This window comes from Leuconostoc sp. JNUCC 76 (assembly GCF_053667755.1).
The window spans coordinates 1,684,741-1,707,879 of record NZ_CM132206.1; the positions used below are offsets into that span (position 1 = coordinate 1,684,741).

A 23,139-nucleotide genomic window follows, 5' to 3' on the forward strand; every position below is an offset into this window, starting at 1 on the left:
AGCAAAAAAAGTTATTAAAAACTACAAATCTATCCCTCCAAGATATAGCTGACCAACTTGGATTTACAACTAAAAGTTACTTCATACATACGTTTTCAGTATTTACGGGAAAAACACCATTAAAATATAGAGAAAACAGTATATTTTCATAAGAGATTGGAAAACAGAACTTGCACATTCTTATTAGCTAATTCTTCTGAACTCATATTATATGTTTTGCTAGTAGCTTTGGAAATTGTTGCAAAGGTCCCCAGAAACATACTGTAGAAAAATTCTAGACCTACCAAATACTAAGTATATTAATAAAAAGGTGCATGTCTTTCTTTTATGTTTGATTAACAACTCTATAACTAATTATTTTGCTTACTTTCCCATTTGTTGCACTTCTTCTCTAACAAATTTAATAGTTCTTCTTTGGAGATTCCTGATTTTACAAGTAACGTACTAATCACCATCAAACTATCAACTAATTCTTCTTGATAATCTTTTTCGTTTTTATCTTTGTAATCACTGCCCGAAGCATGTGCCATTGATAAATATGCTTGCGATGCTTCACCAACCTCTTCCGATAACTTTAAAAGCATTTGCTCATTTGTTTTGTTCTCTTTTTTTGAAAGTTTAATTATCCGCTCAATCATAAAAATCCTCCTAAAAGCCTATAGATACCTATTAATAAGGATGGTTATCGTACTCCTCCCATGCCTCATGTGAATCTTGAATGCGTTTAAACATTTTTTCCATTTCAGTTAGTGTAAATGATGTCACCACTGGACGACCATGAGGACAATTATAAGGGTTATCAGTCGAGGCAAGTGATTCGAGCAACGTCCGAGCTTGTAAGTCACTTAAATGCATATTGGCACGGACTGATCGTTTACAACTCATCATGATTGCTGTACGTTCACGAAATTCGGCAACTGTCAAATTGCCGTCTCGTAATATCCAATCAACCATTTCTTTAATCGTTTCAGTCTCTTGGCCCTTTTCAAACCATGTTGGGTGTTCACGAACAATCACTGTTGTTGGCCCGAATGGTTCTAGCGTCAAGCCAATAGCCTCTAATTCGGCTTCCTTATCGGCAATCTTCAACATATCAGCTACAGAATAGTTAATGGTGATTGGCACTAACATTCGTTGCTTATCCGTGCCAACCTGACCAATTTCTTTTCGATAATATTCATACTTCACACGTTCTTGTGCAGCATGTTGGTCTATCAAATAGAACCCTTCACTACTTTGAGCAAATAAAAACGTACCATGCATTTGTCCAATATACTCTAGGTTGGGAAATCCGCTCGGTTTCTTTGGTGAAATATCTAACTCTTCTTGAGTTGGCATCTCTGGCTTATTATAGCTAGATATATCTTCAGAAACTTGCACAGTTATTTCATCATCAAATATTGGCAAATTAGGTTCGTGAGCATATTTTTGAGTAAATTCATTAACTGCATCGTTCATCAAATCTGCCTCTTGATTGATGACCACTTCATTGCTATCTATACCTGTATTGATCGCAATAGTCTGTTCCATATCTGGCTTAGCCCATGGTGCTACTTGCTTTGGTGCTGGTGGCTCAATTTTGTTAGTCTGGGCCTGTCCATATAGATTTTCATAAGCATCTGGAATTAAATTTTCATCAGCAAAGCAAGATTTAACAGTATCAATAATTAATGCTGTTAGTTCGGCTTCTTTTGATAATCGAATTTCAGCTTTTTGCGGATGTACGTTAACATCAACTAATAAAGGATCTGTATTAATGTTGATGACACCCATTGGAAAACGACCAACCATCAGCTTTGACCCATATCCACGAATAACTGCATTTGAGACGGAAAAATTTTTGATAAAACGGCCATTAACCAATATCGTTAAGTAATCCCGCGAACCACGCGTGAGCTCTGGTAATGACACAAACCCTGTAATATTAAAATCATCATCTTCGCCAACAATTGCACGCATTTTTTGCGCAACGTCACGTCCATATATCGCAGCGATAACACGTTGCTGATTACCATCCCCATTTGTTTGCAAAATATTACGTCCGTCAGAAGTTACGGTGAAAGCAACATTCGTATACGACAACGCAATACGATTCATAATATCGGCGATACGAGACAACTCTGTTTGTGGTCGTTTCAAGTATTTTAATCTAGCTGGAGTATTGTAAAATAGATCTCTAACAGAAACCACCGTTCCTCGCCGGCCATTGGCTGGCGTTGCAGAAACTTGCTTGCCACCTTTAATATGATACATGATTCCACTTGGCGCATCTTGAGTAGTGGTATTCAGAGTTACATCAGAAATAGCGGCTATCGACGGCAAAGCTTCTCCACGAAAGCCAAGAGACATAATATTAAACAAATCATGTCGATTGCTAATTTTACTAGTAGCATGCCTAGTAAAAGCTAACGGTACATCTTCTGGATTAATTCCTTCACCATTATCGACAACACGAATTAATGACTCACCGGCTTCTTCTACGATAACATCAACTTGTGTTGCCCCTGCATCAATAGCATTTTCAACTAATTCTTTTACAACACTGGCCGGCCGCTCGATGACCTCACCAGCAGCAATTTGGTTAGCTAATAAATTTGATAATTCATGTATGCGCACTGTCTTACTTCCTTAATTTTTGTAATTCTGCCAATACATTTAATGCTTCTAGCGGTGTCATTGTTGATATGTTAATGCTATCTAATTTTTGAAATAATGTTTCTGTTTTAGGATCAACATCCGAAACATTGAACAATGCCACCTGCTCAGACAACCCTGAAGCTTTTGGTTCAGGTACTAATGCTTCTTGATTTTCTAATCCTGATAAAATCGTTGTTGCATTTGCAATTAATTCGTCAGGCAATCCGGCTAGTGCAGCAACGTGAATGCCATAAGATTTATCAGCTGGTCCTTGTTGAATTTGATGTAAGAAGTGTAACTCACCCGACTCATCTTCAACAGCGCCCACATGAACATTTTTGATATTTTCATGTTTATCTGCCAATACCGTTAACTCATGATAATGGGTTGAAAATAATGTTTTAGCATGTACATGAGCATCTAAATATTCAATGATGGCTTGAGCTAATGCCATACCATCATAGGTTGCCGTGCCTCGACCTAATTCATCAAATAATATTAATGAGTGCGCACTGGCTTCTTGCAATGCTAAGTTGGCTTCCGCCATTTCGACCATAAATGTTGATTGCCCCATTGCCATATCATCATTGGCGCCAATACGGGTAAATATTTGATCAAATATTGGTAATACGGCACTTTCGGCCGGAACAAAACTACCCATTTGACCCAAAATAACAATCAAGGCTAACTCCCGCATATAGGTTGATTTTCCAGCCATATTAGGACCCGTGATCAATTGCATTGCTGTATTTTGATCCAAATTCACATCATTAGCAACAAACTCACCGGCTTCTAATATTGCTTCAACCACTGGATGGCGCCCCTGCTTAATATTAATTATATTATTGTCAATAAATGTAGGACGAACAAAGCGATGATTGTCAGCAACATCTGCTAAGCTCGCTAGAACGTCTAATTGCGCAACCTGTCGTGCCAACTTTTGTAAGCGAGAAATATTTGCTTTAACACGCTCACGAATCGTAATGAATAACTCATATTCACGCTCAGTTCTTTTGAGTTGCGCTTCGTTAATTAAACGCTCGTGCTCCTTCAGTTCAGGTGTAACAAACCTTTCAGCATTAGTCAGGGTCTGCTTACGTTCATAGCGCCCTTCTTCTAACTTACTAACATTTGCACGAGACACTTCAATGAAAAATCCAAAGTTTTTATTGTACTTAACTTTCAATGAATTAATGCCAGTTGCGGTACGCTCATCAGATTCTAATTGTGCCAGCCATTGCTGATTTTGACTCAAAACGTTACGATATTCATCGATTTTTGAATCGAATCCATCATTGATGATATCGCCCTCACGGATGCTAATCGGAGGGTCATCAACAATGGCTTCATCAATCAATCCAGCTAAATCACTCATATCTTCTAGTCGTTGACTAGCATGATTTAAAATTCCCTGACTTGAGGACAGAACAGACTTCATACCTGGAATTGCAGATAATGACCGCTTTAATTGTACTAATTCTCGGGCGTTCATCGTCCCCATAGCAGCACGAGCTGCTAAACGTTCCAAATCATATACTGATTTCAAATGATCTTGTAGCGCGCCACGTACAAAAAATTCATTTTGAAATGCTTCAATCATATCTAAACGTTCATTGATGTCTTCTGTATCCCGAAGTGGACGCAGCAACCATTGTTTTAGTAACCGACCTCCCATAGCGGTTTTAGTTTCATCAATTAGACCGAGTAAGGAACCTGCTTTCTTTTTTGTTCTTGCGTTTTTTACAAGATCCAAATTAGTCCTTGTATCTTGGTTGAATTTCAAATAAGCCAATCGTTCATAATTTTGAGCCGGAATAATATGATCCAAATTACGACGCTGAGTGTCAAATATATAGTTTAATAAAATAGTGGTTACTTGTGCTTCATTTTCATGTACCAAAGGCTGTGTCAAAAAACTAACTGTAGCATTAACATTTACCTCAGATTGAGTAGAAATTACCAATCCCCGTTCAGCAAGCTTATTAGCTATCCCTAGTTTTGTTGTTTCATCATCTTTTAATAACACAATTTCTTTAACTTCAAGTGAACTGAGCTCATCAATTACATCGCTAAAGCGCTTTAGTGTTGTGGTTTTTAATTCACCCGTTGATAAATCAATATAACTCAAAAAATAACGATTATCGCGTGGTAACACCGCAGCCAAATAATTATTTTGCTTATCATTGCCCATACCACTATTAAGCTTTGTTCCCGGGGTAATGAGTTGCACCACATCTCGCTTCACCATTCCCTTTGCAGTGGCAGGATCTTCCATTTGCTCCACAATAGCAACTTTGTGTCCTTGATCAACTAAAATATCAATATAATTCTGAGCAGCATGGTGTGGAATGCCAGCCATTGGTACCGGGTTTTCAGAATTTTTATTACGTGCTGTTAATGTTAGCTCCAACAATTTTGCGCCAAGCACTGCATCATCTTCAAATAACTCATAAAAATCACCCAAACGATAAAACACGAGTGCGTCAGGATATTGACTTTTAATCTCATGATATTGCACCATCATTGGTGTTTCAGCAACTTTAGCCATGTTGAATACCTCTTTCTATACACTACATTTTAACATATCAAATAAACATTTCTGTGACACACTGAAAAATGCAGCGCACATCTGCTATGAAAGAACAATCTCATAGTGATGCGTACCGCATATTGTTTGAATCTGAATTATTGATTTTCAGCTTTTTTGAAGACTGTAATGCTTTCAACGTGAGTTGTTTGTGGGAATTGATCAAGTGGCTGAACTGCACCTTCGATTTCAAATCCTGCAGCCAAAATTTGAACAGCATCACGCGCAAGTGTTGCTGGATTACAACTTATATATACAAATGTTTCAGGATTCATTGCTTTAACTGCATCAATCAATTCTTGTGTCAATCCTTTGCGTGGTGGATCAACAAAGACAACGTTCGGCTTTAATCCTTCATCCGCCCATTTTGCCATTTGCTCTGGTGCGTCAGCCAGTACAAATTCGGCATTTGTAATTTGATTATTTTTGGCGTTTTTTTCAGCATCTTCAATTGCCCCTTCAACAACATCAACACCGTATATTTTTTTCACTTTATCCGCAACAGATAACGTAATTGTTCCGATACCAGAATAAGCGTCAACAACAACATCAGTCGGTTTTAAATTAGCCTTCTCAGCTGCGAGCGCATACAAGGTCGAAGTGGTTTGAGGATTGACCTGATAGAAAGAGTTTGGCCCAATAACAAAGTCTTTACCCATTAATTGATCGTGAATATCATCTTCACCCCAAATCGTTTCATTCCATTGTCCCATAATCACATTGGTATCGTGATTATTGATATTGTGGACAACACTCTTTAATTCAGGTAGTTTTGCACTGAGTTTTTCGGCAATTAAGTCGCTATTAGGCAGCTTTTTAGTATTCGTGATGATGACAACCATCAATTCATGTGAATAATAGCCCCGTCGTACCATAATATGACGAATAACGCCTTTTTTAGTTTCTTCTTCATAAGCGGAAACACCCAATTCACGTAAAATATCTCGCGTAATACGAACTGCTTCATCAACCTTTGGATCTTGGATATAAAAATCTTCAATTGGTACCAAGCGATGTGACCCACGACGATAAAAACCTGTTTCTAAGTTACCATTTATCATTTGCACAGGTACTTGTGCCTTATTACGGTACCCTGTTGGATTTTCCATACCAATAGTCGGCGCCACATCAACATCTACATTAACCTTTTTAAATAATTCTTCAATTTGATGCTGTTTAAACGCCAGTTGTGCCTCATATTTCAAATTAGCCAGCGGTGCAATGCCTGTGGTAATTGCTATTTTGTTGGCATTTTGAACACGATTTTCGGATTCCTGAATACGTCTTGTTACACGCCCAAATGCGTAGCTTTTTAGTACTTTTGTGACACTCACGCGGACAATTTCTCCCGGAATAGCATCAACTACAAATATCGGAAAATTATCAATCTTAACAACACCCATGCCTTGATATGTAATATCAATAACGGTTGCTTCAATTTCCTGATTTTTAACTACTGGTGCTTTCGTTTTATATACTCGATTAGCTTTCGCCATAATTATTTGCTTCTTTCTTGCGCCTTTTGACACGCACTTTAAAATGAGAATAAGGCGCCATAATTAGCGCCTTACTGATGTTACTTTGTATCTAGTTTTTCGACTTCTTCAACAAACTTACGTTTAGCAACACTTATAGAATTTTCTGACATGCCAGAACGATTGGCCACAAATTCAATATGTTGTTGTAAATCAGTAAATTTCATTGGCGCATCACCACCATATTCGCCATCTAAATTCACTTTCATTTGATCATTATCTAGTGGCAAGATCTCTACTTTGTTGGTTTTCTTATAAATTAACTTAGGATTATCAATATGCTTACCGCCATTAATCAGCTGCGCCACCATCTGTAGCATCTGCGCCAAGTTAGCTTCTTTAATGATTAAGAGCGTAAAACGACCATCATCCAACTTTGCATCTGGGACGATGGACTCAAAGCCACCAACAGAATTAGTCAACGCCAAAAAAATCATCGAAGTTTTCCCTGAATATTCACCATCATCAAATGTAACCTTGGCATTAACTGCTTTAACTCGAGTAATCAGCTCTGCCCCTTTAACCAAATAAGCCAAATAGCCATATAATGATTTCATCAACGAAGGCACCGCATACGTCACCTCACTAATAGTTCCTAGCGCGGCAATATTCATAAAATATTTAATTTCGTTATTTTTTTCAATTTTGCCTATGTCCATTTTAATGGTTTCATTTTGCAAAATTACTTTTGCTGCCTCTAATGGTTCATCGCGAGGTAATTTTAATGCACGTGCATAATCATTGGTTGTACCAGCTGGTATGACTGCCATCATCGGACGCTTCGTTAAGGGGGATAATCCATTAACAACCTCGTTAATTGTTCCATCACCACCTGCTGCGACAATAAGATCAAAACCAGCCTCAGCAGCACGTCTTGCTTCTTTCGACGCACTCAGTGGTTCTGGTGTAGTGGCAAAAGCCGAAGTTTCATACCCAGCTTTTTCATAAACTGCGAGAATATCAAGCATCTCGCGTTTGATAGCCTCTCGACCCGAAGTTGGATTATATATAATTCTTGCTCGTTTCATGCCGGCAAACACTTTTCCTTTCAGCTTATGTACGCGAGAAAAATCTCGCTTATTGATTAGTTTACATTTTCAAAGTTTATCGTTTTTTTAATTCTGACAACAATAACTTATTCAACACACTTGGATTTGCTTGTCCTTTAGACATTTTCATAAGTTGCCCAATAAGATAGCCAGTGGCGCGGTCTTTACCGCCCTTGAAGTCTTCAATAGATTGCGGATTATTGTCCAATACTTCAGTAATCCAGCCTAATAACAAATCCGGATCACTTAATTGAACCAGACCATGCTTCTTAGCGAAAGCTTCTGGCTCTTCACCAACCATAATCGCTTCAAAGACTTGCTTTGCCTGCTTTGTTGAGATTGTTCCGTCTTCAATCAACTTAATCATGCCTGCTAAATGCTCAGGAGTCAAACGCGTGTCTTGCAACTCGACTTGATTCTTATTCATATAAGCATTCACATCACCAATTAGATAGTTAGCAGCACGTTTTGGATCAGCTCCTGAAGATACAGTAGCATCATAAAAATCAGACATAGCAAGCGTCTGTGTTAAAACTTCTGCATCATAAGGCTCAATTCCCAGTTCGTTTACATAGGCTTCTTGACGTTCACTCGCTGATTTTGGTAAGTCTGCAGCAACTTCATCAATCCATTTTTGATCAATGGCCACCGGAGACAAATCAGGTTCTGGGAAGTAGCGATAATCGTCTGCTCCCTCCTTTACACGCATTAAGATTGTTGATTTAGTTGGTTCATCATAGCGTCGAGTTTCTTGTTGAATCACACCACCAGAACGTAAAACCTCTGCCTGTCGCTTTTCTTCAAAAATCAAGGCATTACGAACGTAGTTGAATGAGTTGATATTCTTCATTTCAACTTTCGTTCCATACTGATCCGATCCAAATGGTCTGAGCGACACGTTGACATCTGCACGCATTTGACCTTCTTGCATCTTAGCTTCAGAAACACCTGTAAATAAAATAACTTGGCGTAACTGCTCTAAGTAAGCATAAGCTTCATCTGGTGAAGCAATATCGGGTTCTGAAACAATCTCAATTAATGGTGTTCCTTGCCGGTTTAAATCAACATAAGAATAACCATCAGATCCGTGTGTATTTTTACCCGCATCTTCTTCAACGTGCATTTCTGCAATATGGACACGCTTTACCGTACCATCGGCTAATGTGACATCTAAGTAACCGTTAGTACCGATTGGTGTTTGTGATTGCGTTGTTTGATAAGCCTTTGGGTTATCAGGATAAAAATAGTTTTTGCGGTCCCAACGAATCAATGGCGAAATTTGTGCGTGTAATGCCAGCGCAACACGCATACCATATTCCAATGCGCCTTTGTTTGCTACCGGCAAAACACCAGGATAACCAAAGTCAATTACGTTTGTATTAGTATTTGGTTTGTCACCATAATTAACCGGTGAAGGTGACAACAGCTTTGAGTTTGTTTGCATTTCAACGTGGACTTCAAGTCCAATCGTCGTTTCAAAATTTCCAGTTCCCATGTGTGTCCCTCCTTTTTAATATTCTTTCGCAATGTCAGGATGTTGTTCAAACAAGCGACTGGCTTGTTCGTAAGCATATCCTGCTTGATAAACAGTCTGTTCATCAAATGGCTTACCAATAATTTGCAATCCCACAGGCAACCCATCAACAAACCCAGCATTGACTGACAAACCAGGTAAACCAGCTAAGTTTACTGGGATAGTCAAAACATCTGCCAGGTACATTGCTGTAGGGTCATCAACCTCTTCACCAAGACCATATGCAGCTGTTGGTGCAGTAGGTCCAACAATTACATCATAGTTTTCAAAAACCTTATTAAAGTCCTCAATCAACAATGTACGAATTTTAGCGGCCTTCTTAAAGAAAGCATCATACGCACCAGCTGATAATGAGAAAGTTCCTAACATGATACGACGCTTGACTTCGTCGCCAAAACCTTCTGAACGTGTTTTGACATATAAATCTTCCAAGTTTTTAACGTCATCGGCACGGAAACCATATCTCACACCATCATAACGTTGTAAGTTAGATGATGCTTCTGAGGACATGATAATGTAGTATGCAGCCACACCGTATTTAGTGTGTGGAAGACTTACTTCATCAACAGTTGCTCCTAATGCTTCTAATTGTGCAATAGCAGCCTTGACTTGCTTGGCAACTTTTGGATCAATACCTTCACCAAAGTATTCTTTTGGCACAGCAATCTTTAAGCCCTTAACATCGCCACTTAACTTTGCAGTGAAATCAGGCACTTCACGCTGCGATGAAGTTGAGTCTTTCTCGTCAAAACCAGCAATAGCATTTAATACTGTTGCATTATCCTTCACAGTTCTTGTGAAAGGCCCGATTTGATCAAGTGAAGAAGCCATAGCAAACAAACCCCAACGTGAAACACGACCATAAGTAGGCTTTAAGCCAACAATTCCATTGAAGGCAGCTGGCTGGCGAATTGAACCACCAGTATCAGACCCTAATGCAAATGGCACTTGTCCAGCGGCAACTGCTGCAGCTGATCCACCTGATGATCCGCCTGGTACCTTACTATGATCCCACGCATTTGATGTTTGTTTATAGTATGAGGTTTCTGTTGAACCACCCATGGCAAATTCATCCATGTTAGTCTTTCCAACAGAAACTGCACCTAGGTTTTGCAGTTTTTCTACCACTGTCGCATTATAAATTGGCTTAAAACCTTCCAAAATATGCGAAGCACCCGTTGTTTGAATGCCCTTGGTGGCCATATTATCTTTCAATCCCAAAGGGAGACCCGTCAAGACATTCGAAAAATCAGATTTTTCATCAATTTTTTGAGCTTGTGCTATAGCTTCGTCTGGGTTTGTGCTAATAAATGCATTTAATTTATCATCAGTTTTAGAAATGTTATCAAGCGATGCACGTGTCAAATCTACAGCACTTACTTCTTTGTTTACCAACTGATTGTGCAAAGAAGTTAAATCATGCTCAAAATAATTAATCGTCATGTTATTCCCCCTCACCATTCAAAATTGCAGGAACCTTAATTAAATCTGCAGCTTCAAGTGGTGCATTATTAAGAAGTTCTTGTTTTTGATTCCAATTATTTGCGACATCTTCACGCAAATGATTAACATTTTCCGTTACTGAGTATGTTGGGATAACATCATCAGTATTTACCTCGCTCAACGTATCAAAAATATTCAATATATCACCCAATTGTGTTGTAAATTGGTCAAGATCAGCATCGTTAAAAGCTAATTTGGCTAACCCTGCAACATGGGCAACTTCGTCACGTGTGATTGTTGTTTCGGCCATAAATTCCGCGGGTGCATACATTTCTGTAGCACACTTCCTTTCAGTGTTTATATACTAGTCCATTTTATCACATATTTGTCAATCTCTCGCCTTGCATTTCAACGGTATTCCTGTATAATTAAGAACGTTGTACAAACAACACGACCAGTAACTTTGTTGAGCGGCTCACCATCGCTTTACGCAGTCTCTGGCGACATTTTAGAAAGGTGGATATAAATATGGCACTTACACAAGAACGTAAGAACGAAATCATCAAGGCATACGCCCGCCACGAAGGCGATACAGGTTCAGCTGAAGTACAAATCGCAGTTTTAACTGCTGATATTAACGAGTTGAACACACACATGGCAGCTCACAAGCATGATTTCCACTCACAACGTGGATTAATGAAGAAGATTGGTAGCCGTCGTAACTTGTTACGTTACCTCCGCAATACTGATATTCAACGTTATCGTGAATTGATCCAACGCTTAGGTTTGCGTCGTTAATCTTAGGATTACTTGAAAACCTCGTATCAAATTTAAGGAGAAAAGACATATGCCTGTTATTGAATCAGCAATTCAACGTGTTCGTCTTACTAAGAAGCAACACGACCGTAACGAACCACAACTCAGCGCTTACCGTACAGCTGTAAAAAAGTTTGAAAAAGCTGCAGCTGCTGGTACAGACAACTTAGCAGAATTATACAAGGCTGCTTCTTCAGCTATTGATCACGCCTACTCAAAAGGTTTGATTAAGAAGAACAAAGCTTCACGTGAAAAGTCACGTTTAGCTAAGTACGTTAAGTAATTAACCTACTTCCTTGAATACTAAAAGGACTTGGAAAAATTTCCAAGTCCTTTTTTTAATGCTCTCCACGTTGCTTATTTGCTTTGCGTGTTGCTCTCATTTCTTGTCGTTGAGATATCCGACGATCCATTTGATTCTTGCGTTGAATTGCATTCTTAATTCGACGTTTGTATCCTGGTTTAACATTTTTCTTTTTCTTCTTAACCATACCAACCATAGTTGAATCTAATTTTTTGGTTGTGGCTACACGCTGAACACGAGCCCTTCGGTCCTTAACATCAATAATTTCATTGCCCTTAATTTGCTTGGCCTTAAAGGTGATACCCAAAGCTTCTAATTCAGCAACTTCATTTTCTTCATCTGGGCCATACAACGTAATCGCTAATCCAGACAAACCATTACGACCCGTCCGACCCACACGATGAACAAAGAATTCTAATTCGGCAGGTATATCATCATTAATGACATGCGAAACACCTTCAATATCAATACCACGTGCAGCAAGGTCTGTTGCCACGACATATTGGTATTCTAAGTTTTGGATCGCTTTCATCACACGTCGACGTTCACGTGGTTCAATATCGCCATGTATTTCGGCTACTTTCAAACCATGTCCACGCAAAAAACTAGAAATTTCCTTCGCACGCTCTTTGGTATTAGCGAAAACCAATGCTAAGTATGGATTACCAATAGTTAATACTTGATAAATAATGTCATTCTTATCTTTTGACTTAGTAGCTAATAACCAATTGTCAATTGTATCGGCAATGACCGTTGACACTGGTATGGCTTCAAAATGTGGGTTATCTAAGTATTTTTTCAAGAATGGCTTCAACTTTTCTGGCATTGTCGCACTGAACACCAATGTCTGAAGTCCCTCAGGCATTGCACCTGCAATATAATCGACTTCATTTAAAAATCCCATATCTAACGTCATATCAGCTTCATCTACAACAAGTGTATGAACTGCATGTAACTTCAATGATCCAGACTCTACTAAGTCTTTAATTCGACCCGGTGTCCCAATGACAATTTGTGGTTGGTGATTTTCTAATTGTTTAATTTGTCGTTGTTTGTCTGTTCCACCTACAAACTCAGAAATGGAAATGTCAGTATTTAGCTGATTAGAAAATTCTTTCATTGCCTTGGTAATTTGCGCTGCCAATTCACGTGACGGTGTCGTAATTACTGCCTGTACGTATTTGTTACCTTGCTCTAATTGATTCAAGATTGGAATCAAAAATGTGTGCGTCTTTCCAGAACCAGTTTGCGATTGGCCGACCACATCTCGTCCTTGTAAAACATCAGGAATTAGTTTTGCTTGCACAGCAGTTGGTTCATAAAAACCAATAGCACTTAATGCGTCAATAACTTCCTTTTTTAAATTAAATTGTCCAAATTGGTTTGCTTTTTCAGCCATCAATCTTCCTTTTCTGCGTCTTGCTTCTCGCTAAGAGCACTATCAACTATATTGATTAAGCGATCTATATCACCTTGATCTTGCGCCCAAGCTCCTGAAGCCATTGGATGACCGCCACCCTCAAATTGGTTTGCAATCTTATTAATTGCAATTGTTCGTGAGCGCAGTCTGACACGATAGTTTCCTTCGTCTTGTTCTTCAAAAATAGCCCATGATTTCACACAATCTATCTTTGATGGCAATGGTACAACAAAAGCTGTTCCGGCGTCTTTCAAGTCAAATTGCTTTAACAATTCTTTGGTTAAAATAACATAAGCAAATCCCGATGGCAATATGCTTAAATTTTGCAAAACATAGCCTGACAATTTTGCTGCGTTTTCCGAAATGGTAGCCATCGCATGATGAATTTCTTGATAGTCAAAATCATACTTGAACAGTTCTGACACCACACGGAACGTTTCTGAATCGATACTATACATAAATCGACCCGTGTCTCCAATAATACCAATATATAATAGACGCGCCGCTTTTTTTGTCATCACCAAGCCTTGATCTTTAAGTTTTTCATAAAACTCAAAAATCATTGTGCTTGTGGCGGAGTGACCATCTTTCACCCACTGCCAATCCCCATATGGTTCATCATTTGGATGATGATCTATTTTAATAACTTCTAAACCATCTGGCCAACGTTGGTCATCTACACGCGGCGCATTGGCTGTATCAGTTACAATGACAAGAGCTTTGTTGTAAGTAGCGTCGGATATAACATCCATGAAATTATCATCTTCATTCATCCATGCTAATCCTTGAACTTCTTTGCCCACAGCATATATCTTTTTTTCTGGAAAGCTTGCTTTTAATATCTCTTTCAAACCCAACTGTGAACCAAAAGCGTCTGGGTCAGGTCGTTGATGTCGATGAATAATTATTGTTTCGTAACGCTTGATCTGTTCTAATATTTGTTCTTCGATTACTGACATGTTTATACTTTCTAATTATTATTTTCTATTATTGTAACATTAAAACAGCGTCATTTCCTCAAATCCGCTAGACTGTAAGTTGCTGAGTGATATTCCCAATAAACGAATAGAAAAATCGGTATTCATATTTTCATCAAATATTGTCTGCGCTACGGATACTATATTTCCGGCTTCTAATTTGAAAGGCACACTTTGAGTTACAGAACGTGTGATAGTATTAAATTCACTATCACGAATTTTTATATTTAGCGTACGTCCTACTAACTTTTTATTTTTCATGATTTTAACAATTTCCACAGCCAATTTTTTGAATTCTAGATTAACTTCATCTCTTGTTTGTAAAAATTGATCAAAGGTTTCTTCTTTCCCTACGGATTGTCTTTGACGATGCCATTGAACTTCGCCAAAATGAACCCCTCTAGCCTGCCAAAATAAATGTTCACCCATTTTTCCAAATTGAGCTCGTAATGTTTCTTGAGGTATCATGCGCAATTGGTCACCATTCTCAACACCCAGAACTGCAAATTTTTCTTGTGTTTTTTTTCCAACTCCTCGAAAAGAGGAAATTGGTAATCTTGCCAAAAAATCTAATGCATTATCTTTTGTTATTACAGTAACGCCATTTGGCTTATTGAATTCTGATGCTAACTTCGCCAACAATTTATTGTACGAAACACCAATTGAGCTGGTCAACTGCGTTTCTTTTAGAATTTGGTGACGAATTTTTGCCGCTAATGTCGCTCCCGTAAGTACGCTATCTGTTAGATCTAAGTATGCCTCATCAAATGCAATGGGTTCAATTTTATCAGTATACTGATGAAAAATATGATGAATTTGCTGAGATATCATCTTATATTTCTGAAAATCAGGTCGCATGAAAAATGCATCAGGCGCTAATCTTTTGGCCTCAGCAGCACTCATTGCTGAGTGCACTCCTAACTTTCTGGCAGCGTAATTAGCAGTCGCAACAACACCACGTCCGTTTGATTCAGTAGGGTTACGCGAAATGATCAACGGCAGATTACGCAATTCGGGATGATCACGCATTTCAATTTGGGCATAAAAAGCATCTAGATCAACGTGAATAATTCTTCTATTGTCTGCTGTGATAAGAAATTCTGGCATACTATAATTTTATCACAGGAACAAGTGTTCTTATTCAATAAAAATTATCACTGAAAATTTTTAAAAATAAACCGCTCAAATAAAAGTTCAGGATCTTGAGCTGTGGATTTTAATTGCTTTTCGATATCAATCATACCTAAATACCCTGTTCGTACAAACTGTGGCGGATAAGACCTTAATGCTTCTTTGGCTAATTTTACTCGATAAGGGTGCACCTTGAGTTGCGCTCCAATGTCTTGGTCATTTCCAGATAATCCTGCTACCTGCAAAAGTAATCTAAATTGATTAGTTAAAACAGCATTTAATCGCAAAGGGGCTTCGCCACTCTGTAAAAGGTCATAATAAAGGGTTAGTGCTTCTTGAGGTCGTCGTTTAATAACTGCGTCTACCAAATCAAACGCATTAGCTGTCAGCGTCTTGGGAACTAATGCCGATACTACATCTAGTGTTATTTTTTTTGTCTGTTCCGCATAGGTTATTAGCTTAGGCAATTCATTTCTCATGTCTGTGTACTGGGCATTAGTACGCTGCATTAATTCATGAAGTGCCTCTGGTTCTATGGCATACGAGCGCTGATTTAGTTGCTGGACGATAGCCTGTTGCGCCTGGCGCTCATTAAGAGCTGGTAAAGAAATATTTTCAGCCGTTTTCAGAAGGATCTTTACTACTTTTTTTCGCTTATCTAATTTTAAATCATTAGCAAAAAAAACAACAATATTTTGCAATACTGGCTGCTCAAATAATCTTAATAATAATTCTTGATCACGATCCCCAACTTTTCCTGTAGCAGTCAAAAATTGTGGATTTTTGACCACAATAACACGACGATTACCGAAAAAAGGAACGGACATAGCATCATTAATCACTACATCCAATGTCTGTTCGGTTAAATCAATCTGGGAATAATTCATATCACGATCTTCTTGGTCAACTAGTTCCTTAAACATTGATTTTACATGACTGAGTAATGTCTCTTCTTCCCCTGTCACGACATAAAAGTTTGCCATGGCATTATTTTCAATTTGCTGTTGTAGTTGTTTTAGGTTCATTGGGTATTTTTACCTTAAAATGTCCGTTTAATCCTGAATATTCATAACACATCATACCTGTAGTTGATATGAAGGCATTTACGGGGGTTGTTCCCAACTTTTCCCCGACTTTATATTTTACTAATCAAGTATAACATTGATAGCAAGGTGTACATAAACAAAAGCCGACTAGATTGATTTCTAGCCGGCTTGTTAACAAGTTTCATTTAATGAACTATTTTAAAATTCATTTCCCCTTATGTGCTAATATAGCACAACTAATATTGATAAAATATATAGTTTCGGGATAATTATGTCAAATAAAAACCCTAACAAGGCATACTTAAACAAATAATTCTAAATTGGGGGTAAAGATGTTTGCAAAAAATAATTTAGCCTTGCTAGGTATGACCAAATTGTACTATACAATTAATAGTAACTGCAAATTAAAAAACAGACACTTTCGTCTATTTTGTGCTATTTTTTAGGTTCAATACCAGAGGCACCATGTTTCAAATCATGGACAGAATTTTTAACAACCTTTTTAGTATTATCTTTAGTAGCTTTTGCTACCCTTTTTACCGTTTGTTTTGTTTCGGCTAATTTTTTGTTGTTAGTCATTACTAGTCCTTCGCTTTTCTTTGTAAATAAAAACCTAGCAGGATTCGTAATAAATCGATAACAATCTTGGAGGATATTATCATGGAGTTTGAATGCCTGCTGGGTATAGTTCATTCTACTATGCTTATATTAGTTTATGCAAGTAAAAAGCCCAACAGACGGGCGTGAAGAGTACATTCAGCTAAATTGGGGTTCAGCCTAGATAATAAAGAGTAGTAGTTGCCTGTTGGACTAATATTTAGTATATAGTATTCCAAAAAGAAAAATTATTTTGTTTTTTTCATATTTAAAAAAATAAAAAACCTAGCAGGTGTAACATCATTTCTCGGAATCCTACTAGGCCGTGTAATTACTTTTTCCAATTTAACTACATATTCATTGTACATAATAGAATGAATATAAGCAACACTCTCAACTTTGAAAACAAAAAAGCCCGACAAGTTCCATAACTGATAGTCAAAAGCACTTAAGGGAGTAAGTCATTCTGTAAAAAAGGAATGCTTATCGGACTATAATTTCATTATACATGATAGATTGTTAAATATGTAACAATCCATCGCGTTTTAAACACTAGCTATAAAAGTGTGTAATAATAGCTATTTATTCGAAATCACCGAGTTCCACGTTGACGTTTGTCTCTTTCTTGAAACGCCTCGCTAATTCAGGCATGCGATCTTTTTCTGATTCAGCATATCTGCCTATTTGTTCTGAATGTGTGGCCATACCTATTTTGGCATATTCGAAGAACACATTTAACTGCTTGGAATATCTCTGATATGCGATGCGCACCCAATATAGGGTGTTTTTATTTTTAGTAAATCGCTTTTTGATTTCTTCAATTAATTTATCGTCATAGTTCATAATGTCACCTCTATGACATTATACGAACATACGTTTGCTTTTGCAAATAAAAAATCGCCCTCAAGATAATTCTGTCAGGCAATTTATAGTTAATTAATTTCATTTTTTGTAAAACCTAATGCTATACCAAAAATAAAAAAATTATTGTAAATAATGGTAATTTTATTGTTTCATTTTTTTGACTGATTCTCAACCCAGCGTGATTCAGAACTTGTGGGAAGGACCATAAGTATGAAGAACCAGATTGTACCAATCAAAGGTATAATCTGAATAAAAATCCATCCTGCGCTTCTATCAGTATCATGCAAACGACGTGCTTTAATAGTTAAAGTCGCAATCCAAACTAATAAAGCAATTAATTTAGCGGCGGTATTAGTTGTCAAGTCTCCAAAATTGTAGATATCCTCGATAGAATGGCCTTGTAGTTTTTCAACAATATTCATTAAAATACCACCAACTAAATAATTAATGATGGTTGGAATCCAATACTGTGCCCTAGTCGCGGTTGCATTCCACGTAAACATTTTTGTCCAAAATTCTTTATATGCTGTCATAATTATTATCCCCTCAATATTTTACATACATAATATTCTGACACATAAACACAAGACATGCAAATAAAACACCCAATCAGAATAATCTGATTGAGTGTTTTTTACTTTACTGCTCCACTTGGATTCGAACCAAGGACCTGCGCATTAACAGTGCGTTATTCTACCACTGAACTATGGAGCAATGTAACAATTAACAACAATATGATACTATCAAAATTGTTAATTGTCAAACGTTTATTTAACTTCGGTTAATGTAGCAGCACTGACCCAAACCAAACCGTATCTTGTTCCTAATGCCACACCGTTATAGCTTGCATCCTCTACCTTAATTCTATCCGAATGAAAACGGAAGTAATCACCTACATCAATCTTTTGATCAGAAGTAATGTTACCGTTCTTATCAACTTTATCAATAGAAGCAATACCGATACCATTCCAATACCAATTAAAGTCTTTACCACCAGCTAGTTCATAGTTAATAACCTGCTCCACTCCATGAACGTATTCAAATTCATCAACTCGGTAGGCAACACGCGCTTTGAAATACTCGCCCTTGTTTAAAATTTGATCTATATTGCTGTTGTTTGGCTGTATCGGAACACTTGGTACTGTGACTGCTTCACCACCAACATAACGCCACACTTCAATGTATGATGCGGGATTGTATGAATAATAGTCATTCCAATTATGCTCAGAAATCGCTGTACCATACTGCCCACCTGTCCAATAATCACATGAGATGAAAACAGTATCACTTTTCATCACTCCAACGTGACCGCCCGAACCACCACTGAAAGACATGTCGTTGCCCCAACTTTCAAGTATGATATCCCCACGTTTCGACTCCCAGTCCTCATTAACTGAGATACGCTGAAATCCGTTTACTTGTAGATAGGCTGGCAAGGTTACAGTCGAGTACAAATAAGCATACGCTTTACCTCCCGCTTCATAAATCGCTTGTGTAATCGAACCTGAACAGTCTGCAGTGCTATCTGACCCATTTCGTGATCCAGTCATTGAATACGTAATGTATCCCTTTTTAGCATCAAACCAACCAGTTACCTTATTAATGTCTATCGCCATTTTAATTATCCTTATCCTTACTTTTGCATCTGGTTCATGCTTCATCTTCAATTTTTTGTATCTTAACGTGATATTCATCTTCCGCCCACTTAATCAGCCATTGCGGTAAGTCATAACCTGACAGTCTCGCATTGACAATGAGTGACCGAAGCACATGTTGCCCAATAAAGATAAAGCTAGCAAAGGCTAACCCATCAAAGATTGGCGTATCAAACACAAAGATGCGATTGCCAATATGGGTGGGTAACACAGAAAAAATCACGGAAATCGACCAAAAACCAATGGGAAATAAAGTCAACGGCAAATTACTCTTGAGCCCTTTCAACCCTGCTTCACTTGTGATTGGGACGCCCTTAGCTTTACGCCACTTGACACCCAAAATAGTGTCATACGACACCAACATAAAAAGGACAACCGTTTCGGTTGCCCCGTTTAGATTAGCGTATAAAAATTTTGAAATTTCCGTCATCTTATGATCCTAACACTTGTTTATCTTCAACGGCATAAACAGCTTCATCAAATTTTGCTTTGTCATTACGTACAATTTTTTTATTGGCATCATACAAAGTTTGATTTTGAATATTCATGCTAATGTTTGAGTTTGCATTAGAAATACTAGCATTAAAGTATGCTATTACTTCCCCTGAGTCTGTAGCTGATGTTGCTGTCATTGTAACCGATTGCTTAATTTCCATTAGTATTCCTCTTTCTCTAGTGATTTAACACCATCATGATTCATATATTGAATTGCTGATTTATTGTCTGATTGAACATCTACGTTTCTAAAAACCCGTAATTCTTCATCATCCAATGTTGCCAACCCTTCTGTTAGTAATTTCTGATTGTATAAAACTAATTTTTGTTCTTGTTCGTTATTTCCTAATGCACCACCTAAATATAAGGTGGCATGCGTTCTTGTGTTAATGACAATTTCAGCTAAAGCATCTAATATTTCACCACCCCAAAATCCATACCATTGGCCATTATCAAGTTCTGTACTAAACGTACCTTCAATGTTGTATCGAGAAAATGGTTCTGACGATATTGATACATGAAATATATCGAGATAGTTCAATACTTTGTTAATTAACTTCAATAATAGTTTACGATCATCTTCAACATAATCAGTAAGATAAATGTTTACTAATGCTCGCAAAAGTAATGCTGCCATATGTGTATCATCATAAGTGTTTTTAGGTGCTTCAGAATCACCAAATACAGTTGGCATATTAAAGTCTTCTGTCCAATACAAATCAATCATCTTAAAAAAATCTATACAAATTTGTTTGGCCATACTATTCTCAGAATTATTACGGCAAACCCTTGCCACCGAATCAACTGCTCTATATTGAAAACCGCCCCAGTCAACATTTGGATCGGGTGCCGGCAGCCAGCCCCATGAATCTGCTGATTGATATTGAATACTATCCCATCTATCCCAAAAATATGATGGCGCAAAGCCACCGTAAATATTATTACGTTTATAATAGGCTTCCTGGGAATCTTTCATAAATTGTAAATTGACAGCTAGTGCATGGTCATTGTTGTTTCCAAATTCGTCAACAAAAGGTGCCAATTCTTGCCATATATAGGGAGTTTGGTAACCAGAATAGGCAGGCCCTCGCCATGTGTTCACATTACCATCAGATAGATGATAATCAAATGGTGCCACATATGGTACATATTTTAACGGCTTTGAAGGCATCGGAACAACTGACTCGATAAACATATCTGCTTCGTTCAATCCTGAGTAAGAAAGCGTTACTGTTGAATATTTTGTATTCTCAGGTAGCGTATCAAGCGTTCCAATATAATCAACATAGATATCTGAATTACTGCTAATTGTATCAACCAATAAACTACTAAACGAACCATCAGGGAAATTAGATAAGCCATTGTCCGACACAAACATACTTGCAGTTAGATTAATTAATTTATATTTATCTGTCTTAGGTAACCTACAGCGCCAAGGTGTATCATTAGCATCTCTAATAACAAAATCAATATCATCATTGGTTCGATATTTAAAACCAAATGGAAAAGTTGGTAGTGGCCACATGCCAAATAAAAATTGGGCCCAACCTGAATCTGCTTTTTGAAAATTAACATGCTGAACAACGTTGTTATTTTCTATAATTACTTCAGCATTTACTTGGGAACGACTATCATTAATCAGTGTACCATTAGCATTTTTATAGTTTGGGCCCCAAAAAATATTAGAAGTCTTGAAAAAATCTTCTTTAAATAATTTAAAAGTTTGCATTTTGCCACTGCCGTCTAAATGAAGTGGTGCAGTCCACCTTTTATCTGCATCATAAACATTGTCCTCATCTAGGAACAGGTTAACTACCATATTATTTTTACTACCAATTTTTGCTTCTATCCAATTATTAGCGCCAAACAAAGCATTAACCGAACCTTTGCCAATTTGTCCATCACCAAAAGATGTGATTTCTGGATAATGAACATCAATAAAACCAATTCGTTTATTTTGTGTATAAATTTCAGCATTCTCACGACTAGTGTAATGATACATGCCATTTTCGAAAATATTACCAAACAACTTTGGTGGCTTAATATAAACAATTGAGTTATCAATATGAAACGCTGCACGAATAGATTCAGATGTAGAGTCTATAGCTTTTTGCCACTTAGCTTGTCCGGTTATTTCTAAGAGTAACTTAAAACAGTCTAGCACCCACGCCAGTGAGTCTATAGCACATACCGTTTCATTTTCTTCAAGCTTACGCCAAATTGGATAAGCATCATATACTTCATCCTTATAAATCATTGGTCCCGTATTAGTGCCAAATACTACCAACAATTCAGCAGATATCTTTTCTGATAATTCTACTACTGCAGTATTCTCATCTGGATATTCCACTTGGTCTATAGTGTAACTAGTACCATCAATGGCAGAAAATGGTGAATCCCAAACCAAGTTGGCATTATTAGACCGAACAGAAAAGACTTTAAAAATATTTTCTTTAGTTATTGTTGCTTTACCATTAACAAAACTAACTTTTAAGTCAGTAAAATATTCTTGCGATCTAAAATCACTTTTAGCATTAAATAACCAATGTGGTACCCAAGTAACATCAGGTTCATTAGGTATCGGTCTATTTTGATACAAAATTGACAGCAACGCTTCAGTTAATTTGTTAGCTCTATCCAACCACGTACGTTTCCCAGTGGCTTGATATGCTAGTAAACTTCCTCTAAGAGTTAGCTCTTGACCTTCTGAAGTACCAGAATTAGTAGAAAAATATCCACCTCTTCCTGTCTCATAGTGAAAGCTGTTAGAAGTTAAGCCTGTTTTATTAATCATAATGTGCTTACCATCAACATCACCTGTATAACGTGTTAAAAAGGTATCATACTGATCTATCCACTGCTTGATTAGCCTGACATGACTTGTCAAGTCGTCATCATTTACTGTGTTTATTATCTTGTCATCCATATATCGCCAACCTTTGGATTATCTGGTGCTTTATCCAAAACTTTGAATGTTCCATCTTTTCCAGCTGGACCAGGCTCACCAACAATCTCTTGTACGGTAATTAATTTATCAAATTCGACCATA

Annotated in this window: 23 protein-coding genes and 1 tRNA gene; 3 read left to right on the top strand and 21 right to left on the bottom strand. The window is 37.5% G+C overall.

Annotation, left to right across the window (positions count from 1 at the left end; translation table 11 throughout):
• The first annotated feature begins 44 nt into the window (after nucleotides 1-44).
• Nucleotides 45-152 carry a hypothetical protein gene (locus tag JNUCC76_RS08425; protein WP_454156556.1) on the top strand — a complete coding sequence of 36 codons (108 nt, stop codon included), beginning with the start codon at nucleotides 45-47 and terminating at the stop codon, nucleotides 150-152.
• 198 nt (nucleotides 153-350) lie between these two features.
• Here the strand turns inward: JNUCC76_RS08425 and JNUCC76_RS08430 are convergent, their stop codons facing one another.
• The 8 genes from JNUCC76_RS08430 to gatC form a co-directional block, all read right to left on the bottom strand.
• On the bottom strand, nucleotides 351-638 hold the full coding sequence (locus tag JNUCC76_RS08430; protein WP_454154020.1) for a MazG-like family protein: 288 nt from the start codon (nucleotides 636-638) through the stop codon (nucleotides 351-353).
• 31 nt (nucleotides 639-669) lie between these two features.
• The gene (mutL, locus tag JNUCC76_RS08435; protein WP_454154022.1) at nucleotides 670-2,616 is read right to left on the bottom strand and encodes a DNA mismatch repair endonuclease MutL; all 1,947 of its coding nucleotides are present in this window, start codon (nucleotides 2,614-2,616) and stop codon (nucleotides 670-672) included.
• Between the two features lie 4 nt (nucleotides 2,617-2,620).
• Nucleotides 2,621-5,185, bottom strand: a complete 2,565-nt coding sequence (mutS, locus tag JNUCC76_RS08440) for a DNA mismatch repair protein MutS (protein ID WP_454154024.1) — start codon at nucleotides 5,183-5,185, stop codon at nucleotides 2,621-2,623.
• 137 nt (nucleotides 5,186-5,322) lie between these two features.
• Nucleotides 5,323-6,720: a 23S rRNA (uracil(1939)-C(5))-methyltransferase RlmD gene (gene rlmD, locus JNUCC76_RS08445; RefSeq protein WP_454154026.1), complete on the bottom strand. Its 1,398-nt coding sequence runs from the start codon at nucleotides 6,718-6,720 to the stop codon at nucleotides 5,323-5,325.
• 80 nt (nucleotides 6,721-6,800) lie between these two features.
• Entirely contained in the window at nucleotides 6,801-7,787 is a 987-nt protein-coding gene (locus tag JNUCC76_RS08450) for a diacylglycerol kinase family lipid kinase (protein ID WP_454154028.1), read from the bottom strand.
• Nucleotides 7,788-7,863: 76 nt separating this feature from the next.
• Nucleotides 7,864-9,303, bottom strand: coding sequence for an Asp-tRNA(Asn)/Glu-tRNA(Gln) amidotransferase subunit GatB (gatB, locus tag JNUCC76_RS08455; protein ID WP_454154029.1), 1,440 nt, complete (start codon nucleotides 9,301-9,303; stop codon nucleotides 7,864-7,866).
• A 15-nt stretch (nucleotides 9,304-9,318) separates the two neighbouring features.
• Nucleotides 9,319-10,785, bottom strand: a complete 1,467-nt coding sequence (gatA, locus tag JNUCC76_RS08460) for an Asp-tRNA(Asn)/Glu-tRNA(Gln) amidotransferase subunit GatA (protein WP_454154031.1) — start codon at nucleotides 10,783-10,785, stop codon at nucleotides 9,319-9,321.
• 1 nt (nucleotide 10,786) lies between these two features.
• Nucleotides 10,787-11,095: an Asp-tRNA(Asn)/Glu-tRNA(Gln) amidotransferase subunit GatC gene (gene gatC, locus JNUCC76_RS08465; protein ID WP_025268372.1), complete on the bottom strand. Its 309-nt coding sequence runs from the start codon at nucleotides 11,093-11,095 to the stop codon at nucleotides 10,787-10,789.
• Between the two features lie 218 nt (nucleotides 11,096-11,313).
• On the opposite strand from gatC, the gene rpsO reads away from it, so the two are divergent.
• Together rpsO and rpsT are read left to right on the top strand one after the other, a co-directional pair.
• On the top strand, nucleotides 11,314-11,583 hold the full coding sequence (gene rpsO / locus JNUCC76_RS08470; RefSeq protein ID WP_011680241.1) for a 30S ribosomal protein S15: 270 nt from the start codon (nucleotides 11,314-11,316) through the stop codon (nucleotides 11,581-11,583).
• A 49-nt stretch (nucleotides 11,584-11,632) separates the two neighbouring features.
• Nucleotides 11,633-11,884 (top strand): 30S ribosomal protein S20, encoded by a 252-nt coding sequence (gene rpsT, locus JNUCC76_RS08475; RefSeq protein WP_002815336.1) that lies wholly within the window; start codon nucleotides 11,633-11,635, stop codon nucleotides 11,882-11,884.
• A 55-nt stretch (nucleotides 11,885-11,939) separates the two neighbouring features.
• Here rpsT and JNUCC76_RS08480 read toward each other — a convergent pair whose 3' ends face one another.
• The 13 genes from JNUCC76_RS08480 to JNUCC76_RS08540 form a co-directional block, all read right to left on the bottom strand.
• Entirely contained in the window at nucleotides 11,940-13,304 is a 1,365-nt protein-coding gene (locus JNUCC76_RS08480; protein WP_454154034.1) for a DEAD/DEAH box helicase, read from the bottom strand.
• The gene (locus JNUCC76_RS08485; protein WP_454154036.1) at nucleotides 13,304-14,284 is read right to left on the bottom strand and encodes a DHH family phosphoesterase; all 981 of its coding nucleotides are present in this window, start codon (nucleotides 14,282-14,284) and stop codon (nucleotides 13,304-13,306) included. Before JNUCC76_RS08485 ends, JNUCC76_RS08480 begins: the two co-directional genes overlap by 1 nt.
• A gap of 39 nt (nucleotides 14,285-14,323) precedes the next feature.
• Nucleotides 14,324-15,409, bottom strand: a complete 1,086-nt coding sequence (dinB, locus tag JNUCC76_RS08490) for a DNA polymerase IV (protein ID WP_454154038.1) — start codon at nucleotides 15,407-15,409, stop codon at nucleotides 14,324-14,326.
• A gap of 47 nt (nucleotides 15,410-15,456) precedes the next feature.
• A complete protein-coding gene (gene holA / locus JNUCC76_RS08495; RefSeq protein ID WP_454154040.1) occupies nucleotides 15,457-16,458 on the bottom strand; it encodes a DNA polymerase III subunit delta in 1,002 nt (333 codons plus the stop codon).
• A 456-nt stretch (nucleotides 16,459-16,914) separates the two neighbouring features.
• Nucleotides 16,915-17,058 carry a hypothetical protein gene (locus JNUCC76_RS08500; protein ID WP_248574602.1) on the bottom strand — a complete coding sequence of 48 codons (144 nt, stop codon included), beginning with the start codon at nucleotides 17,056-17,058 and terminating at the stop codon, nucleotides 16,915-16,917.
• A gap of 600 nt (nucleotides 17,059-17,658) precedes the next feature.
• Complete coding sequence (locus tag JNUCC76_RS08505) at nucleotides 17,659-17,919, bottom strand: hypothetical protein (protein ID WP_248574603.1); 261 nt, start codon at nucleotides 17,917-17,919, stop codon at nucleotides 17,659-17,661.
• A gap of 170 nt (nucleotides 17,920-18,089) precedes the next feature.
• Nucleotides 18,090-18,476 (bottom strand): DUF805 domain-containing protein, encoded by a 387-nt coding sequence (locus JNUCC76_RS08510; RefSeq protein WP_248574772.1) that lies wholly within the window; start codon nucleotides 18,474-18,476, stop codon nucleotides 18,090-18,092.
• Between the two features lie 106 nt (nucleotides 18,477-18,582).
• Nucleotides 18,583-18,654, bottom strand: a tRNA-Asn gene (locus tag JNUCC76_RS08515).
• Between the two features lie 53 nt (nucleotides 18,655-18,707).
• On the bottom strand, nucleotides 18,708-19,556 hold the full coding sequence (locus tag JNUCC76_RS08520) for a lytic exoenzyme target recognition domain-containing protein (RefSeq protein ID WP_454154042.1): 849 nt from the start codon (nucleotides 19,554-19,556) through the stop codon (nucleotides 18,708-18,710).
• 34 nt (nucleotides 19,557-19,590) lie between these two features.
• Entirely contained in the window at nucleotides 19,591-20,025 is a 435-nt protein-coding gene (locus tag JNUCC76_RS08525) for a hypothetical protein (protein ID WP_248574605.1), read from the bottom strand.
• Between the two features lies 1 nt (nucleotide 20,026).
• Entirely contained in the window at nucleotides 20,027-20,251 is a 225-nt protein-coding gene (locus JNUCC76_RS08530; RefSeq protein WP_454154044.1) for a hypothetical protein, read from the bottom strand.
• Nucleotides 20,251-23,016, bottom strand: a complete 2,766-nt coding sequence (locus JNUCC76_RS08535) for a hypothetical protein (protein WP_454154046.1) — start codon at nucleotides 23,014-23,016, stop codon at nucleotides 20,251-20,253. The genes JNUCC76_RS08530 and JNUCC76_RS08535 overlap by 1 nt, the downstream gene beginning before the upstream one ends.
• Nucleotides 23,001-23,138 (bottom strand): hypothetical protein, encoded by a 138-nt coding sequence (locus JNUCC76_RS08540; protein ID WP_169301693.1) that lies wholly within the window; start codon nucleotides 23,136-23,138, stop codon nucleotides 23,001-23,003. Before JNUCC76_RS08540 ends, JNUCC76_RS08535 begins: the two co-directional genes overlap by 16 nt.
• Between the last annotated feature and the right edge of the window lies 1 nt (nucleotide 23,139).